This window comes from Bradyrhizobium sp. USDA 4501 (assembly GCF_054062115.1).
In genome coordinates, this window is sequence record NZ_JBSSEX010000001.1 from 6,888,654 (window position 1) to 6,905,721 (window position 17,068).

Below are 17,068 nucleotides of genomic sequence, written 5' to 3' on the forward strand. Positions count from 1 at the left end.
CCTGTTGTTTGCGCCCTGCGCGCCAGTTCCGGCGCGTCGTTGGGTCAAAGCAGTACAGGTGAGGCGTTTCAGGACGTTTGCACGAAATCGCCAAAATGGTTTCGTGCCGTTAGGGAATTGTTTCGTGCGTGTTTCGTCGCACGGTTAAGGCCGGGTTGCCGGGAAGGGGGTGTCCCGCCGCAAGACAGTCTTCCTGGCACGGTGCTTGCTGTCCCAGCGCATTGTTTCGGAATGGAGTGGAAATGATGCTGGGGCACACGATCGGCAGCATGCTGGATCGGCAGAAGGGCTTCGGCCCCGGGTTCGATTTTCTCCGTATCGCACTGGCGATTTCCGTCGTCGCCGCCCACGCGCCCTATGTCGCGAGCGGCAGTGGCGACGGCGAGCAGGCGTGGATCGCCTGGTTTCCGCACTACGCCATTCTCGTGATGTTTTTCGCGCTGAGCGGCTTTCTGATCGCGGCGAGCGGCCTGCGGCTCTCCCTAAAGGAATTTCTCACCAATCGCGGCATGCGGATCATTCCGGCGCTTGCGGTCGAGATCGTGCTGTCGGCACTGATCCTCGGGCCGATCTTCACCGCGCTGCCGCTGTCGGACTATTTCGCCAATTTCGGCACCTACAAATACTTCACCAACATCATCGGCCTCGTGAACTACGTCCTGCCCGGCGTGTTCAGCGGAAATCCCGCGCCGGAGGTCAACAGCTCGCTGTGGACGGTGCCGTTCGAATATGGCTGCTACGCGCTGATGACGGTGTTCATCCTGTTCGGCCTGTTGCGCAAGCCGCCGCTCATCGTGCTCGGTGCGCTCGTGCTGGTCGGCATCGGCCTTGCGCTCGTACTCGCCGGGCATGGCGCGCAACCCTCGCAACTGCCCGCCGGGGTCGCCGGCACGCTGCATGACAGGATCTTCAGCACGGCGCCGTTCCTCGGACGCGGCGCGAAGCTGCCGGTCGCGTTCATGCTCGGCATCGCGATCTATCTCTATCGTGACCGCATTCCCTACAACGGATGGCTTCTCGCCGCGTGCTGCGCGCTCTGCGCGGGCGCCGCGCTGCTCGGTCCGGCGGACTGGATGAGCCAGCCGGTGCTCAATCTGCTGATCGCCCCGGCGCTGGTCTATATCACCGCCTATCTCGGCGTTTCGAAGCTGCCGCGGCTGCCGCTGATTTCGCGCGGCGACTATTCCTACGGCATCTATCTCTACGGCTTTCCGGTGCAGCAGGTGGTGCGGGTATGGCTGCCGCACGCGCCCGTGATCGTTCAGTTCGCGATTGCGCTGCTGCTGATCACGCTGTTCGCCGCGTTCTCCTGGCACTGGATCGAGAAGCCGATCCTGAAGCTGCGCAGCCGCTTCTCCTTCGTGGCGCGCGAGCGCCTTGCGCCGGACGACGCGGCCGCGCCGCGCCAGGACATTGCGCCTCTTGCCGTTGCCGCGAGCGCCGTCCGCAGCAGGCACTCCTCCTGACGAGGAGCCAGCACCTTCGCCGTTCAGGAGCTGAGATATCCGGCCGATCCGTCCCACAGCAGCTTGGCCGCGGTGATGACCAGAATGGCGTAGCAGGCGCGGTACAGCGCGCGCTGGTCGAGACGTTCGTGCAGCCGCCATCCGGCCCAGACGCCGACCGGCACCGCCGGCACGCAAAGCGCCATCAGCATCCACAGGCTGCGCGACGGCGTGGCGAGCACGAGCCACGGGCCGGCCTTCAAGAGGTTGCCGACCGTGAAGAACAGGCTGGTGGTGCCGGCGTAGAGCGCCTTCGGCATGCCGAGCGGCAGCAGATAGATCGCAAGCGGCGGCCCGCCCGAATGGGCCACCATCGTGGTGACGCCGGAGGACAGGCCGGCGAACGTCGCCTTGAACGTCGAGCGCGGACGCGGCTTGATCTCGCCGCCGCCGAGAAGCCACAGCGCGGCGAACACCAGCGTCACCACGCCCATCACGATCTCGACGGCATGCCGGTCGAGATCGCGCAGCACGAAATAGCCGAGGCCGATGCCGACGACGAGCGCCGGCAGCAGCATCGCGAGGTCGATGCGCGACCACGTGCTCGGGCGCCAGAACCGCAGCGCGGTGACGTCCATGACGACGAACAATGGTGCCAGCAGCGCGCCCGCCGCGATCGGGTCCATCGCCAGCGACAGCAGCGGGATGCCGACGATGGCAAAACCGCCGCCGAACGCGCCCTTCATGAAGGCGATCAGGAAGACGCCGGCGAAGGCAACCGCGAGCACGAAAGGTCCGGGCAGGTCAGCGACGATGGACGTGATCATGGTGTCGTGCGAAGCGTTGTGGTCATGTACTCAACATGGCCACGCGCGCCTGCATGCGCAATCCAAACATTGCTCTCGGTGCACATTGCTCTCGGTGCAATTCGGCGTGCACGCGGCCTAGCCGGCGCGCATCCGCGGCAGGCCCGGCTTGTCGCCGTTGATCACGGCGCGGCGGTCGGAGACGGCGTGATGGAATTGCTCGAGCGTCAGCCCGATCACCGAGAGATCGCCTTCCTCGATCGCGCCGTCGTCGTAGCAGTCGAGCGCCTCGCGCAACAGGGCATCCGCGTCGCCCTGCATGGCGGCGAGCTGTTCCGGCGTCTCGGCGCCGCGCACCTGCGAGATCAGGGTCAGCAGATTGTCGCGATGGGTGATGTAGTGCTCGCGCTCGTCGCGCTTCACGTAGTGGCGCAGCCAGGCGCCGGCCGAGCCGAGGCCGGAGAGCAGCAGGATGCCGCCCCAGATGTAGTCGGAGTATTTTTCGAGGAAGGTGCGCTCGGTGCCGTCGATATAGGCGGCCGCGCCCTGATGCGCCGGCAGCGCGGCGTCCTTGTCGGTGTCGGGCTTCTCGATCTTTGCCGCCGCCGGCAGATCGCGCGCGACCTGGAGGCGCAGCGTGAACAGCTGCCGGTCGAGCGCGCCGACGGTCGCCTCGCTCAGCGCATGCTGCGCGATGATGAGGTGATTGACGCTGACGGTCTCGACCTTGTCCTCGGGCCGCGCCGGCGACGAGGAGAAGATGCTGCCGGCGATCTCCTCGGACTCATAGCGCGGATGCTTCTGCGCGATTGCCTCCGAGACATCGACCGGGAGGAAGACCGGCTCGCCGCGCGCCGCCGCCGTCGCCGTAATCGCTTCCGCCGTTATCTTGCTGTCGAGCGGGCCGACGGTCATGTAGGCATCGAGCGAGGGGTCGCGCGCGAGGTCGGCGATCTTGTTGACGGCGAACTGGCTGACCGCGACCTTGTCGGGGTTGACGCCGGACTCGGTCAGGATCACGCGCAGCAGCGTGACGTTGGCCTGGGTGCTGCCGACCACGCCAACCTTGTGGCCGGCGAGATCGTCGATGCTCTTGATCTTCGCGGACCGCCGCTTGCCTTTGGCGCCCGAGGGCGCCCACAGCACGACGACATTCTTGCGCAGGATCGCAACCGACTCGGCGCTCGCGGGCAGATCGAGGTCGCCGCGCACCACCGCGAGGTCGACCTTGTTCGCCGTGAACAGTGCGATGCTCTCGGCGGAGCCCTGCGTCGTGACCGGCTTCAGCCGCACCGAGCTGCCGTCGTGCGTAAAGACCTGGGCGAAGCCCTGGATCAGCTTGACGTCCTCGCTGCCGGTCGGGCCGACCGCGATCGCGAGCGTCACCGGACGCAGCGCGTAATACAGCGCGCCGGCGGCGAGGCCGAACACAAGCATGCCGGCCGCAAGGATCAGCAGCGACGAGTTTCGCCGCCTGAGCCTGCGGCGCTTCGCGCCGGGATTTTCACTCTGCTCCGACATCTGGCTGTCACGTTACACGAAAAACCGGCCGTTTGCCGTGAAAAACAACCTAACATTTCGATGACGTCATACGTTTGAAACATCCATGTCAGAACGTCGTGCGAGCAGAATCAAGATTAACGATTTGGATCTCCTGCAATGCGCATACTCGTTGCGACCGATGCCTGGCATCCGCAAGTCAACGGCGTGGTCCGGACGCTGACGTCGCTTGCGCGCAGCGCAGCCGGGCTCGGCGCCGAGATCGAATTCCTCACTCCCGACGGTTTCCGCTCGGTCGGCGTGCCGACCTATCCGGGCCTGCGCGTGGCGCTGCCGAACCGCCGCGAGATCGCGCGCCGGATCGAGGAGGCCGCGCCCGAGGCGATCCACATCGCGACCGAAGGGCCGATCGGCTGGGCGGTGCGCGGCTATTGCCAGCGCAACAAGCTCGCCTTCACCACATCCTATACAACGCGCTTCCCGGAATATGTTTCGGTTCGCACCGGCATTCCCGACAGCGTCGGCTATGCGGTGCTGCGCCACTTCCACGCCGCCGGGTCGATGACGATGGTCGCGACCGACTCGCTGCGCAGCGAGCTCGCCGAGCGCGGCTTCCGCAGGCTCGGCTTCTGGACCCGCGGCGTCGACACCAGAATCTTCAATCCGGACCAGCCGGCGGTGCTCGATCTGCCGCGGCCGATCTTCATGACCATGGGCCGCGTCGCGGTCGAGAAGAACCTCGACGCCTTCCTGTCGCTGGACCTGCCGGGCTCCAAGGTCGTGGTCGGCGATGGCCCGCAAAGGGCGGCATTGGAACAGAAATATCCCGACGCGATTTTCCTCGGCGAGAAGAAGGGGCATGATTTGACCTCGCACCTCGCCGCCGCCGACGTCTTCGTGTTCCCGAGCCTGACCGACACCTTCGGCGTCGTGCAGCTCGAAGCGCTGGCCTGCGGCACGCCGGTCGCGGCATTCCCGGTCACCGGCCCGAAGGACGTCATCGCCAACCATCCGATCGGCGCGATCGACAACGATCTGCGCAGCGCCTGCCTGCGCGCGCTGACGATGTCGCGCGCCGACTGCCGCAATTTTGCGTTGGAGCGTTCCTGGGAAAACAGTGCGCGTCAGTTCATCGGCAATCTGGCCACGCTGCAGCCGAGCCGTGCGCCGCGGCCTGCCCGCCGCGTTGCCGGCCGCAGTGCGGTTCCGAATTAACACCTCAATCGAACGAGAGACGAGAGACGATCTATGGCTGAAATCATCAAGCTGGGTGCCGACCGTTCCATGGACTTCGACCGCGAGACGGTCGAGCAGGCCTATGACCGCTGGGCGCCGATCTACGACCTCGTGTTTGGCGGTGTGTTCAGCAAGGGCCGGCAGGCCGCGATCCAGGCCACCAACAAGATCGGCGGCCGGGTGCTCGAGGTCGGCGTCGGCACCGGCATCTCGCTGCCGCTCTATAGCCCGAACGTCCGCATCTTCGGCACCGACATCTCGGAAGCGATGCTGGAGAAGGCCAAGAAGCGGGTCGCGGAGCGGGGCCTGAAGAATGTCGAGGGCCTCGCGGTGATGGACGCCGAAAAGCTCGAATTCCCCGACAATTCGTTCGACGTGGTGATGGCGCAGTACGTGCTGTCGGCGGTGCCGAACCCGGAAGCCGCGCTCGACGAGTTCGCCCGCGTGGTGCGTCCGGGCGGCGAACTGATCATCCTGACCCGCGTCAGCGCCGATGCCGGCGTGCGCCGCTTCATCGAGCAGAAGCTGCAGCCGGTGGTGCGCCCGCTCGGGTTCCGGACCGCCGAATTCGCCTGGTCGCGCTACACCAAATGGCTCGCGGGCGCGCGCGGCATGGAGCTCGCGGAGCGCCGCCTGATTCCGCCGCTCGGCCACTTCTCGCTGGTCCGCTTCCGCAAGGCGGATGTCGCCAAAGCCGCCTGAGGCGGCCCGGCCAGGCGGCCCAGCCCGCCGCTCCTCCCGGGTGAGGTAGCGCACAGCGCACCCCAGGCCGGGAGGCTACGATCTCCTTCGCCTGATCTCCGCAGATCTTCTCGGGATGAGGCGAGACCCTGCTCCGGTTGCGTCAAGGCGTCGCTCCGCATTGTCATATGTCATTATGATGATGTCACACGCGATACATCGAATCCCTGTAAATCCTGTTCCGAAAGATGTTGGGGGAACCAATGATCAAGAATTTCCTGCAAGAGCTGCGTACCCAGCGTTGGGATGACCATCGCTTCTACCATCACAGCCGGATCAACCAGAGCCTGCACTTCGTCAGCGCGCTGAGCTTCCTGTTCGCCTATGTGATGCTGTTCTTCGATCCGGTCGTGTCGGCGCTGGTCGGCTGGCTGGTCTCGATGACCTCGCGCCAGGCCGGTCACTTCTTCTTCGAGCCGAAGGGCTACGACCACGTCAACCAGGCGACCCACGAGCACAAGGAAGATATCAAGGTCGGCTACAATCTGCAGCGCAAGGTCGTGCTGATGGCGATCTGGGCGCTGTCGCCGATGGTGCTGTACTTCGATCCGACGCTGTTCGGCCTGTTCAAGCCCTGGGTCACGATGGGCGACTTCACCCGCCAGGTGGCCAAGATCTGGCTCGTGGTCGGCATCGGCGGCCTCTTGTTCCGCACCGTCCATTTGTTCTTCATCCGCGACGTCGAGACCGGCCTCGTCTGGATGACCAAGATCGTCACCGACCCGTTCAACGACCTGAAGCTCTATCACAGGGCGCCGCTGTTCCTGATGAAGGGCGAACTGATCGATCCGGGTCTCGAGAAGCACGTCAAGCACGCCTGATCGGTTGCCCTCAGAGTCTTCAAGCTACGTCATGCCCGGGCTTGTCCCGGGCATCTACGTCTTAGGATTACGGCGGATCATCACTTGAGCGCCTTCGACCGCGCGTACACGTCACCTCGCCCCGCTTGCGGGGAGAGGTCGGATCGCGCCAGCGATCCGGGTGAGGGGGGCTCACCACGAGTCCGTCCATTTCCGATTTTATGGATGCAGCCCCTCACCCCAGCCCTCTCCGCGCAAGGGCGGGGCGAGGGAGCAGGGGGGCCGCGCGTTGCCTCAGCGCCTGAACTTCACGGTGACGACCTAAACGCCGTCATTCCGGGGCGATCGCGCCAGCGAGCGAACCCGGAATCTCGAGATTCCGGGTTCGATGCTGTGCATCGCCCCGGAATGACGGTGTGCTCAGCGGCCGAACCTCACGGCGACCATCTCCTTCAGGATCTGCCGCTTGATGTTCTTGTTGGTGAGGCCGGCCTTGTGCCACCACCAGCCGTCGCGCTTCATCTTCTCGGCTGCGGCGACGAAGCGGTCGCTGACCTCGGCGAAGTCGGCGTCGGTGTAGTTCAGGGTGAAGATCAGGCGGCCGGTGCCGACCCAGCTCAGCGCCAGGCCCTCGGCCCGCAGATAGTATTGCAGCATCCAGTTGTAGCGGGACGGCTCGGTGTAATAGACGGTCCAGATCGACGAGATGTTGCCGACGCGAACCGGCAAGCCTTGCGCGGCGAGGCGGTCGTTGAGCGCCTTGGCACGGCCGTTCCAGGTCTCGTCCAGCCCGTTGTAGATCGAGCGGAAGTTCGGGCTGGCGAGCCGGCTCAGGAACTCGTCCATCGCCGTCATCACATAGGGATGCGAGTTGAAGGTACCGCGGGCGAAGCAGATGTCGGCCGGGCGGTCGGCGCGGAAGCGCCGCATCAAATCCTTGCGGCCGCACACCACGCCGACCGGAAGCCCGCCGGCCAGGCTCTTGCCGTAGGTCGCCATGTCGGCCTTGACGCCGAAATATTCCTGGGCGCCGCCGGCGGCGAGGCGGAAGCCGACGAACACCTCGTCGAAGATCAGGACGATGCCGCGTTCGGTGCACACCTCGCGCAGCTTCTTCAGCCATTCGGTGTAGGCGGCGCGGTCGTATTTGGAGGAACGCGAGGAGTCGACCAGCGCGGAATCGCCGGGCGCGTTGGAATTGGGATGCAGCGCCTGCAGCGGGTTGACCAGCACACAGGCGATGTCGCTGCGCGTCCGCAGCACGTGCAGTGTCTTCTCCGACATGTCGGCGAGCGTGAAGGTCTCGTGCGGCGACACCGGGTTGCCGACGCCGGGCTGCACGTCGCCCCACCAGCCGTGATACGCGCCGGCGAAGCGCACGAGGCGCTTCCGCTTGGTGTGGTAGCGGGCGAGCCGCACCGCCTGCATCACGGCCTCGGTGCCGGACATATGGAACGAGACCTCGTCGAGGCCGGACAGCTCGCAGAGCCGCTTGACGTTGTCGGCAATGACCGGGTGATAGGGGCCCAGCACGGGGCCGAGCGCGTGGGCGCGCTTCTCACCCTCGGCGATGCACTCCTTGTAGAAGTCGTTGCCGAAGATGTTGACGCCGTAGGAGCCGGTCAGGTCGTAGAAGACATTGCCGTCGACGTCGGTGACGGTGACGCCGCTGGAGGCCTCGACGAAGGCCGAGGTGCCGAGATGCTCGCGCACCAGGCGGCTGTACTGGAACGGCACGCGGTAGGTTTCGGTGAACTGCAGGTCGGAGATGCGCTTCGTCACCTCGGCGGTCAACGCGCGGCCCTTGGGGTAGCGATCCCCGTAGAGGCCGGCGAGGCGGAAGAAGCCGTCCTGGCGCTGCATCGCGACCTCCTTCGGCGCGCCGTCGGAGCGGAAGAAGTCGTCGATGTCGAATTCGTAGTGCGGGACCATGCGCGCGACCATCTTGGACATCTTGGAATGTCCGGTCAGCGAGCGGTGTTTGGCGCGCGACAGCGCGATGCGGGCCTGAATTTTGGGGAAAGCTGCGGCGGCGCCGGCAAGCGCGGCGGCGGACAGCGAGAGAATCGGAAGGGATGTTTCCATGACAGAAGCGCTAGCCTCAGCACCTAACAGATTCATGACAGTCAAGGGCCTGATCTCGGCATTCACCCAGCAGGAAGACCTCAATTTCCTGCTCACCAACCGGATTCCGCGGGCCGCGCTGACCCGCTTCATGGGCTGGTTCTCCAAGGTCGAGAACCCCCTGGTGCGCGACGCCTCGATCGCCTGCTGGAAGCTGTTCTCCGACCTCGATCTGTCGGAGGCCAAGAAGACCGAGTTCAGGAGCCTGCACGATTGCTTCACCCGCGAGCTCAAGCCCGGCCTGCGTCCGGCCGCTGCCGATCCTGCCATCATCGCGAGCCCGTCGGATGCGATCATCGGCGCGCATGGGCGGATCGAGGACGGGCAATTGTTCCAGGTCAAGGGCGCGCCCTATTCGCTGCTCGATCTGGTCGGCGATCCGGCGCTCGTGGAGCAGCACCGGAACGGCCGCTTCGTCACGCTGCGGCTGACCTCGAGCATGTACCACCGTTTCCACGCGCCCTATGATCTTGCCATCGACAAGGTGACGTTCATTCATGGCGACGTCTGGAACGTCAATCCGATCGCGCTGAAGCGGATCGAGCGGCTGTTCTGCAAGAACGAGCGCGCGGTGCTGCGCGCCAAGCTGCCAACCGGCGAGGCACTGACGCTGGTTCCGGTCGCGGCGATCCTTGTCGCCAGCCTCCGCCTGCATTTCCTCGATATCACGCTGAACGCGCAGTCGCGGGGCCTAGTGGATTTTTCCTGTAACGCGCATGTGAAGAAGGGCGATGAACTCGGCTGGTTCGAACACGGCTCGACGATCATCGTGCTGGCGCCCGGCAATTTCGAATTCCCTGACAACGTCGCGGAGGGAACGCGGATCAAATGCGGCGAGCCGCTGCTGCGGAAGCCTTTATAGCCTTGTTTCCATAGCGCTCATCGTTTGAGCATGAAAACCGGTTTCCACTTTTTCCGATCATGCTTTAGAGTAGCGGGATCGTCGTGCGACGATCCTAAATCGCAAACCTGATGGACACGAGATGGCGCGGACGCCTGTTCTGGCGGCGGGAGGCATTGTGCTGCGGCGGGACGCACCGCAGCGCTTCGCCGTGGTGCGGCTGCGCAAGCGCAATGAATGGGTGTTGCCGAAAGGCAAGCTCGACGACGGCGAGACGCCGCGCGCCGCTGCCGAGCGCGAGGTGCTCGAGGAAACCGGCCATGAAGTCGACGTGCACGAATTCCTCGGCACGCTGGTCTATGATTCAGGCGGCCGATCCAAGGTGGTGCATTACTGGCGCATGGATGCCGGCGGCAAGCCGGTGCGGGCGCTGATGAGCGACATCCGCGAGGTGGACTGGCTGCCGCTCGATGCGGCACTCGAGCGTCTGTCGCGCGGCTACGAGCGCGCGTTCCTGGAAAATGTCGGACCGATCGCGTTGCAGGCCGCGGCGCTCACCGAGCGCGAGCGGCGCGCGCGGGCGAGAGCCGTGGCCGCAGAGCGCCGGCGGATTCGCGAAGCCGCAGTGCCACAGGTCATCGACGAGCAGGAGGTCACCGACGCGCCTGATGTTGCCGATACGGCTGCGCCGGCGGAGACGCCGGCCATCGATCAGCCGCCACTCGCGCAAAGCGAGCCCGATCCGCCGGCCATGGCGCCGCAAGACGTTCCGGTGGCCGCACCCGATGCAACTGCCGAGACCGAGCGAGGCGCCGAGACGGTGATCCCTGAACAAACGCCGCCATTCGTGCACGAGGTCGTGCCGGCCGGCGCGGCACCTCGGCCCACGCCGCGCAAGAATCTGATCGAACGCGTGCGCGACTGGCTGCGCCGCGCGGCGTGATCACCCGCACATCTGACGTCGTGCCGTTGGCTGCCAGGCGTCAATGTCACGCTGCAAGGCAAGACACTCGGCAAGACGCTTGGGCGAGCCCAGGTCACGGGCCAGAAGCTGTGCCGCATGAACTTCGGCCATGGCGCCGCGAACATCTCCATGCTCCAGCTGGAGGCTGGAGATCTGAAGCCGCAGCCGCACGATCTGGACCCGCCCCTCGATGCTGGACCACAGCTGGCGGGCGAGATGGAGATGCCGCATGGCTGTTTCATGGTCCTGCCGGGAAAGCGCGAGGATCGCCTGTGCTTCGTTGGTGAGTGCGCGGATCGAGGGCATCGGCCAGCGATCCGGACTTCCCGACAGTTCGCAGATCAATGCCTTCGCTCGAACGGTCCGATGCGTGTGCGCGGCAACCAGCGCCAGATGCGCGAGCAGGATTCCGCGTCGCTGCAGCGTCCACCAGGTCTTGCCGATCAGGCTCCGCTCGAGGCTTGCATAGGCGGCCTCCGCTTCCCCTCTTGCGAGCAGCAGCATGGCGCGGCCCGGCTCCGGACACCAGCCCAGCGTGTAAGCCCTGTCATAGGCTTCGAGCGCTGCGTCGTCATTGCCGATCGCCGCCTGAATATCGCCCAGCACCCGGTTGGCATCGCCAAGAGACCAGGGCGCATCGCTGGTCAGGCGTCCGAGCGCGTCCTGAATGCGCGACAGCGCTTCGTCGAGCGAGCCTCGGATGCCGAGCACCTCGGAGCGGTGCAGCTGGCACGAGCCCGTCAATTCCATGCCGCTGCCCGAGCAAAAGTTCTGGTAGCTCCGCGTCCACTGGTCGGCGCGTGCCCAATCTCCGAACATCCGGGCCGCCCAGAGGATGTTGCAATAGAGGTTGCCGCCCATGATCGGGTCCAGATTGTTGCTGGACAGGGCAACCGCGGCGGCATGGTCCTGATCGGACAGTCCTCCGTGTGTGTCGCCGAGGCACAGCCGATAGAAGCCGCGATAGGCCAGGCTCAGCGCTTCGATATTGATCGCATCCTTGTATCTGACGGCGGTGTAGGCAGCGTCGGCCAACGCGAGTGCCTGTTCCGGCTCGCCATCGAAAGCAGCCAGTTTCGACTTCATCCATAACACCAGGGCCGTCGTCGGAGGATCGTCGAGCGTTGAAGCCCAATCTTCCGCCCGCGCGAGCCAGCCCTTTCCGATCGCGGCCTGGCCGCTTTCGAAATGCAAAGCCGAGAGTGCTATCGCGTCGACCGTGGCGCCTGCCGCGTCACCGGCCTGGCTGCGTGCGGCGACCGCGCGAACCAGAATCGGAATCGCTGCCGTGGCCCTGCCGAGGCACTGCAGGGCAAGCGCCCAATCGTGCAGATCTTCAGCGTTGAGCTGGCCGCTTTCATCCGCGCTCGCGAACAGGGTCGCTGCCTGCAGCCACAATTGTCCGGCCGCTGCGCGTCGGGCGAGACCGATTGCACCGACGGTGCCATCGACTTGCTTGGGGTCGATGCGTTCCGGCTGCCGGATCCCGGACTCGAGGAAGAAGCGATAGCCTTTGCCCGGCAGATTTCGGATCGCGCCGTCCATGCCGCCGTTGCGCAGCGCGGCGCGCAACGCACTCACCGCCCGCTGCAGCGAGTTGTCTGTGACCGTCACATCCGGCCAGACGGCTTCGAGGAGTTCTTCCTTGGGGATGACCCGGTCGCGGTGTCGAACCAGATAAATCAGCAGATCGAACACACGCGGCTGCAATGGGACCTCTTGGCGCGCGCACAGCAACACGCGTCCAGCTTCATCAAGCTCGAACAGTCCAAATGAGAATGCCATGTGTATGAGTGCGGGCTCGGCGGAAAAGGTTCAGCCAAGGATCAGACAAAGATCAGGCAATGATCAGTCCGCGGTAAGGACAGTCGGCATCGACAGCGCCTATAGCTGATCATGGCTCGCCATGAGCGCCTGCCGTTTCAATAATTGCAACCGAGGAGATTTCGATGGAACTCTATGTCATTCGCCGTCCGAGCGCCTGGGCGAACATGAGCGAGCTGGAACTCGCCGGCGCAACGTCCGCAAGGGTCGGCGACGAGCAGATGCCGGACCGTGTCCGCTGGATCCGCAGCTATGTGGTGCACGAGGCGGATGGTCGCATCGGCACATTCTGCATATACGAGGCGCGTGACGGTGACTCGATCCGGGAGCATGCGCGCTGCGTCGGCATGCCGGGCGAGGAATTCTACAAGGTCGCGGCAACCGTGGTGGTGCGTGGTGATCCGGTCCAACCACCCATTGCAGCCGAATGACGCCTGCGCGGCGTCGCATGGCGTATCCCGACCAAACCTGATCCGGAGCGCCATCACACTTCGATCAAGGAAACAATTATGTCGATTTCATTCATGGAATCCATTTCAAGTCCGGTACGAAGGCATTTTTCCTTCCTGCTTTTGCGGATCCGCCGGATCGTCAATCAATCGGTCGCAGGCATGCTCGCCCATCGCGAGCGGCAGGCCAGTCGCCTGATGCCGCGCGAGGCCGGCGGCCAGTCGAAGGGCGCCGGGAACCGCTGCTCACGGCCGATCCGGCGAAGCGCGCTGCTCGGGCTGGTGATCGCGGGTTTGTCCTCGCCCGTGTTCACCCGAGCGGAGGAACCTGTCGTTCTGGAGCATCGTGCAGCTCCGGCGCAGCAGGCCGCCTCGACGCAGCGTGGCAGCCACGGCTGCAGGCATCGCTCGGACTGGAGCATAGTTGCCGCATCGACCATCCCGGTCCTGCTCGACCGCCGCACATAGCGCGCAGCACATTTGAAGTCATTGCACTGCTCGACGCCGTTTTTTGGCGCAACCCGCGGACTTTCGGCGAAGCCGGCGGCCTTGCCGCGAGCCGCACCACATTTTCAAAGGAGATGCACATGAACGTTCAGACCGAAATGCCGACTGTCGATCTCGCCGCCGTCAAGGCGCGCCAGCAAGCCACCTGGAGCTCGGGCGACTACGCGATCGTCGGCACCACGCTCCAGATCGTCGGCGAGATGCTCTGCGAGGCAGTCGACCTGCGCAGCAATCAGATGGTGCTCGACGTCGCCGCCGGCAACGGCAATGCGACGCTGGCTGCGGCGCGGCGCTTTGCCGACGTGGTCTCGACCGACTACGTCGCGGCGTTGCTCGAGCGCGGCCGCGAGCGGGCGGCGGCGGAGCGTCTGCCCATCACGTTCCAGGAAGCGGACGCGGAGAAGCTGCCGTTTGCCGATGCCAGCTTCGATGTCGTGCTGTCGACCTTCGGGGTCATGTTCACCGCCGACCAGCAGCAGGCGGCGAATGAACTGCGCCGCGTCTGCCGCATCGGCGGCAAGATCGGCCTCGCAAGCTGGACGCCGGAAGGTTTCATCGGCCAGCTGTTCAAGACCATCGGGAAGTATGTCCCGCCGGCGCCGGGCGTGAAGTCTCCCGCGCTGTGGGGCACCGAGGCGCATCTCGGCGCCTTGTTCGGCCCGCAGGCGACGCTCGATGCCAGGCGCAGGCACTTCAATTTCCGTTACAGGTCGCGCGAGCATTTCCTCGAGATCTTCCGCACCTATTACGGGCCCGTGCTGAAGGCGTTCGGGGCGATCGATCCGGTCAAGCAGCAATTGCTCGCCGCCGACATGTTCAGCCTGATGGACCAGTTCAATATCGCCAGGGACGGCACGCTGGTGATTCCGAGCGAATATCTGGAGGCCGTGATCACCAGGCGCGGCTGACCTGCCGCTCGGCATTGGTCGATCTGTGCATGGCGCCGGCGTAACTCGCCGGCGCCATTCGCTCGTTTGATCGACATTGCTGTGATCTCAGTTACTGGCGCTTGTCCTTGGGTGGAGGCTTCGCGCCGCGCGGCGGAGGCGGCGCGCGCCGTTGCTGGAAGCCTGGCCGCGCCTGCACCGCGGGCCGTTGTATGCCCGGACGTACGCCCGGTGCGGCTTGCTGGATGCCGGGTCGGATCTGGCCGGGCGCCTGCGGCACGGGCTGCGCTGTGCCTTGTCGCGGCGCGCCCGATTGACCCGGCTGGGCCGCCGGTGGTCCTGGCTGGCGCACGCCGCCCGGCGCCTGGGTGCGGCCGGGCTGCAGACCGCCTTGACGTGCCGGCGATTGTTGTCCGCCGGGTTGCGTCGTGCCGCCTTGGCGCGCGGGCTCTTGCGTGGGGGCTTGGCGCGTTGGCTGTTGTCCCGCCGGCTGTTGTCCGGCTGGCGTCTGGACGCCGGGCGCGTGCGGCAGCGTCGCGCCGCCGGGTTGGCCGGGCAGCGCATGCTGTGCGCCGCCTTGCTGCTGCGTGCCGGGCCGCTGCTGCGAACCTTGCCGGCCAGGCGTGCCCGGTTGCTGGCCGGGACGGTTCGGCTGACCGGGCTGCTGCATCTGGCCCGGACGGTTTTGCTGACCCGGCTGCTGCGGCGTGTTGCGGTTCTGGCCCGGCAGGCCGTTCTGCCGCTGCGGGTTCGGCTGCGCGGGCTGGCCGCGGTTCGGATAGGGCGCGGCCGGATTGGCCCTGCGGAAATCGGGATTGGCGCGGCGGAAGTCGCGCTGCTCGGTCACGACCTGGCGGCCCAGCGTCTGCGCGCTATGGACCTGGCGCACAAAGCCCTGGTCGCGCGTGATCTGTTGCGGCGAGATCGTCAGCGGCACCGCGGCGAAGCGGGCACCGCCGGTGCCCGGACGAATCGCAAAGCCGCTGGCGCCGCGCGTCAGCACGCCGAGCGAGGCACCGCTGCGGTCGTTGACCTCGATGCGGCCGACATGTCCGTCGGCGTCGGGATAGAGCTTGATGCCGACATTCCTGCTGGTCGCGGTGGCGCCTTCGGGCACCTCGACGAGACCGGTGGTGCCGCGGATGCCGAGCGTCGCGGTCGGGGTCGAGATCTTCATGTCGCCGGTTTTGGCGACCGCGGCGGCGACGAAGGCCGCCGTTCCCTTGGTGACGTTGAACAGCGCGCTGTTCTGTTGGCCGCCGTCCTCATAAACGTAATTGTCGATCGTGATCCTGGCATTGGCGCGCAGGTTGAAGGTGGTGCCGTCGTTGAAGGTGATGCCGAGCGAGGAGGTCCCTGATGTCGCGACCTCGTCATTGGCAAAGATGTCGTCGCGGATCTGCAGCGGCGTCGCGGTGCTGTTGCGCGTGACGGTCGCGGTTCCTGTCAGTATCGCCACGTTGCCGATCGGCTCGGGCGCTGCGGGCTGCGCGCTCGCGGCCGGCGCCGGCGTTGCAGGCGCGGGTGTTGCGGGAGCGGGCGTAGCCGGCGTCGCACTCGGCGCCGGGGCGGGCGCCTGTGCAGGTTGCGCCTGTGCAAGCCGCGTCAAGTCCGGCGCGGCATTGGCCGCTGATTGCCAACCGATCGTGACGCCGGCGCCAAGCAGAAGCGCAAAGAGAAGGCTGCGGCGCATCGCCATCGATTCCCGGGGGAGGCAGTGGGGACGGCAATTGAGCCGCGTCAGGCTGAATGCCGCATGAACGGTCGTGCCTTGTTGTCATGGCGGACCGAAACGATCAAGCACCGCGCTCCGTTGCCGGAAGCGCGGTGCTTGGTCGCTGTTGGGGTTTTGCTTAGCCGCGCTTGTGAGGAGTGATATTGAGCGGTTTCGCCGGCTTGGCCGCGGGCGCATAATTCGCGGGTTGCGCAGCCGCCGGCGGCACGTAGTGGAACACCGCCTTGCAGCCGTCGCTGAGCAGCGCGCGCTGGCGGATCATGCAGGCGGTGACGCGATCGACGTCGGGAATTTCCGAGCTGCACAGCCGCATGGCGTCGCTGGTGCACATCTGCTGCTGCTCGTCGGTGTAGGCATAGGACGCCGAGGTCAGCAGACCGAGCGTGAACGCGGTTGCCGCCAGCAGTTTGCCGTGACGAAGCGCGGAAGCGGTGAAAGCCATCATGTCCCCCTTGTGATCGCGCCGAAGCAGCGCGTTGTCGAACCGATCACTAGGCAGGCTTGGTTTCGGCAATTCTTCGTTGTCACGGCAAAATGGTTTCGTCGCGCGGGCCGTTTGTTTCGTCGACCACACCCCGGTCGGGGGCTACGGCGCAGCTGGCGCCGGTGCCCCTTCGAGCGCGAGCACGGCCTCGCGCTGCGTCTCCGGCATGGCGCGGATGCGGCGCCTTGCGGCGAGGCGGAGCGCGGCAAAGCCGCCGAGGAACACCACGATCTTGCTCACGATGCCGAAGATCGGCATCACGACGGCCCATGTCGTGATCTCGCAGGTCAGCGCGACGATGGCGTTCACCGCGGCGGAGATGAACATCAGGGCGGCCCAGGCATAGCCGACCTTGACGGCGACATCGGGCACGACTTTCTGTGCGATCTCGGGCAGGTAGCGGTTGAGCCAGCCGGGTTTGAGCATCACGACGCCGACGATGGCGTAGATCACGCTCGGCTTGAACAGCACGAAGCGCGGGTCGTGGGTCAGCAGCGTGGCGGAGCCGGCGGCGACGACCAGGAACAGGCTGAGCCATTCCATGGTGTCGATCCGCTTGCCGCGCACCATCTGGACGCCGATCTGCACGACGCCGAACGCGATGCCGAGGCCGACCGCAAGCGCGGTGTTGTGCGTCAGCAGGAACAGAACAAGAAAGACAAGCGTCGAGGCGAGATCGAGGGCCAACAGCCTGGCCGCGGTGAGGAAATGCTTCATTGGTCGCC

At 65.7% G+C, this 17,068-nt stretch carries 16 protein-coding genes; 9 read left to right on the top strand and 7 right to left on the bottom strand.

All coding sequences use genetic code 11. The annotated features are described in order from the left end of the window. The first annotated feature begins 242 nt into the window (after positions 1-242). A complete protein-coding gene (locus ACVWZM_RS31705; protein ID WP_253625813.1) occupies positions 243-1,466 on the top strand; it encodes an acyltransferase family protein in 1,224 nt (407 codons plus the stop codon). A 23-nt stretch (positions 1,467-1,489) separates the two neighbouring features. Here ACVWZM_RS31705 and ACVWZM_RS31710 read toward each other — a convergent pair whose 3' ends face one another. Together ACVWZM_RS31710 and ACVWZM_RS31715 are read right to left on the bottom strand one after the other, a co-directional pair. Further along, positions 1,490-2,272, bottom strand: a complete 783-nt coding sequence (locus ACVWZM_RS31710) for a sulfite exporter TauE/SafE family protein (RefSeq protein WP_076824231.1) — start codon at positions 2,270-2,272, stop codon at positions 1,490-1,492. A gap of 117 nt (positions 2,273-2,389) precedes the next feature. Further along, complete coding sequence (locus ACVWZM_RS31715; RefSeq protein ID WP_168857512.1) at positions 2,390-3,772, bottom strand: TAXI family TRAP transporter solute-binding subunit; 1,383 nt, start codon at positions 3,770-3,772, stop codon at positions 2,390-2,392. 138 nt (positions 3,773-3,910) lie between these two features. Between ACVWZM_RS31715 and ACVWZM_RS31720 the strand changes: the two genes are divergently transcribed. From ACVWZM_RS31720 to ACVWZM_RS31730, 3 genes are all read left to right on the top strand, one after another. Beyond that, a complete protein-coding gene (locus ACVWZM_RS31720) occupies positions 3,911-4,966 on the top strand; it encodes a glycosyltransferase family 4 protein (protein WP_168857513.1) in 1,056 nt (351 codons plus the stop codon). 33 nt (positions 4,967-4,999) lie between these two features. Continuing rightward, positions 5,000-5,689, top strand: a complete 690-nt coding sequence (locus tag ACVWZM_RS31725; RefSeq protein WP_057014960.1) for a class I SAM-dependent methyltransferase — start codon at positions 5,000-5,002, stop codon at positions 5,687-5,689. Positions 5,690-5,931: 242 nt separating this feature from the next. Beyond that, positions 5,932-6,549 (top strand): hypothetical protein, encoded by a 618-nt coding sequence (locus tag ACVWZM_RS31730; protein WP_253639060.1) that lies wholly within the window; start codon positions 5,932-5,934, stop codon positions 6,547-6,549. 399 nt (positions 6,550-6,948) lie between these two features. On the opposite strand, the gene ACVWZM_RS31735 is transcribed toward ACVWZM_RS31730, so the two are convergent. Continuing rightward, complete coding sequence (locus tag ACVWZM_RS31735) at positions 6,949-8,613, bottom strand: aminotransferase class III-fold pyridoxal phosphate-dependent enzyme (protein ID WP_456855545.1); 1,665 nt, start codon at positions 8,611-8,613, stop codon at positions 6,949-6,951. A 34-nt stretch (positions 8,614-8,647) separates the two neighbouring features. On the opposite strand from ACVWZM_RS31735, the gene asd reads away from it, so the two are divergent. After that, entirely contained in the window at positions 8,648-9,514 is an 867-nt protein-coding gene (asd, locus tag ACVWZM_RS31740) for an archaetidylserine decarboxylase (protein WP_057014963.1), read from the top strand. A gap of 121 nt (positions 9,515-9,635) precedes the next feature. Continuing rightward, positions 9,636-10,436 (top strand): NUDIX domain-containing protein, encoded by an 801-nt coding sequence (locus ACVWZM_RS31745; protein WP_456855546.1) that lies wholly within the window; start codon positions 9,636-9,638, stop codon positions 10,434-10,436. Here ACVWZM_RS31745 and ACVWZM_RS31750 read toward each other — a convergent pair whose 3' ends face one another. Continuing rightward, the gene (locus ACVWZM_RS31750) at positions 10,437-12,242 is read right to left on the bottom strand and encodes a winged helix-turn-helix domain-containing protein (protein WP_168857517.1); all 1,806 of its coding nucleotides are present in this window, start codon (positions 12,240-12,242) and stop codon (positions 10,437-10,439) included. It abuts the gene before it with no gap. A 164-nt stretch (positions 12,243-12,406) separates the two neighbouring features. On the opposite strand from ACVWZM_RS31750, the gene ACVWZM_RS31755 reads away from it, so the two are divergent. The 3 genes from ACVWZM_RS31755 (at position 12,407) to ACVWZM_RS31765 (ending at position 14,145) form a co-directional block, all read left to right on the top strand. Beyond that, complete coding sequence (locus ACVWZM_RS31755; protein ID WP_057014965.1) at positions 12,407-12,712, top strand: nickel-binding protein; 306 nt, start codon at positions 12,407-12,409, stop codon at positions 12,710-12,712. 78 nt (positions 12,713-12,790) lie between these two features. Continuing rightward, complete coding sequence (locus tag ACVWZM_RS31760) at positions 12,791-13,198, top strand: hypothetical protein (RefSeq protein ID WP_168857518.1); 408 nt, start codon at positions 12,791-12,793, stop codon at positions 13,196-13,198. A 119-nt stretch (positions 13,199-13,317) separates the two neighbouring features. Next, on the top strand, positions 13,318-14,145 hold the full coding sequence (locus tag ACVWZM_RS31765) for a class I SAM-dependent methyltransferase (protein ID WP_233475622.1): 828 nt from the start codon (positions 13,318-13,320) through the stop codon (positions 14,143-14,145). A gap of 91 nt (positions 14,146-14,236) precedes the next feature. Here ACVWZM_RS31765 and ACVWZM_RS31770 read toward each other — a convergent pair whose 3' ends face one another. From ACVWZM_RS31770 to ACVWZM_RS31780, 3 genes are all read right to left on the bottom strand, one after another. Continuing rightward, a complete protein-coding gene (locus tag ACVWZM_RS31770; protein WP_456855547.1) occupies positions 14,237-15,823 on the bottom strand; it encodes a FecR domain-containing protein in 1,587 nt (528 codons plus the stop codon). A 154-nt stretch (positions 15,824-15,977) separates the two neighbouring features. Continuing rightward, positions 15,978-16,304 (bottom strand): hypothetical protein, encoded by a 327-nt coding sequence (locus tag ACVWZM_RS31775; protein ID WP_063790043.1) that lies wholly within the window; start codon positions 16,302-16,304, stop codon positions 15,978-15,980. 141 nt (positions 16,305-16,445) lie between these two features. Then, the gene (locus ACVWZM_RS31780) at positions 16,446-17,060 is read right to left on the bottom strand and encodes an inner membrane-spanning protein YciB (protein WP_253639064.1); all 615 of its coding nucleotides are present in this window, start codon (positions 17,058-17,060) and stop codon (positions 16,446-16,448) included. Positions 17,061-17,068 lie beyond the last annotated feature (8 nt).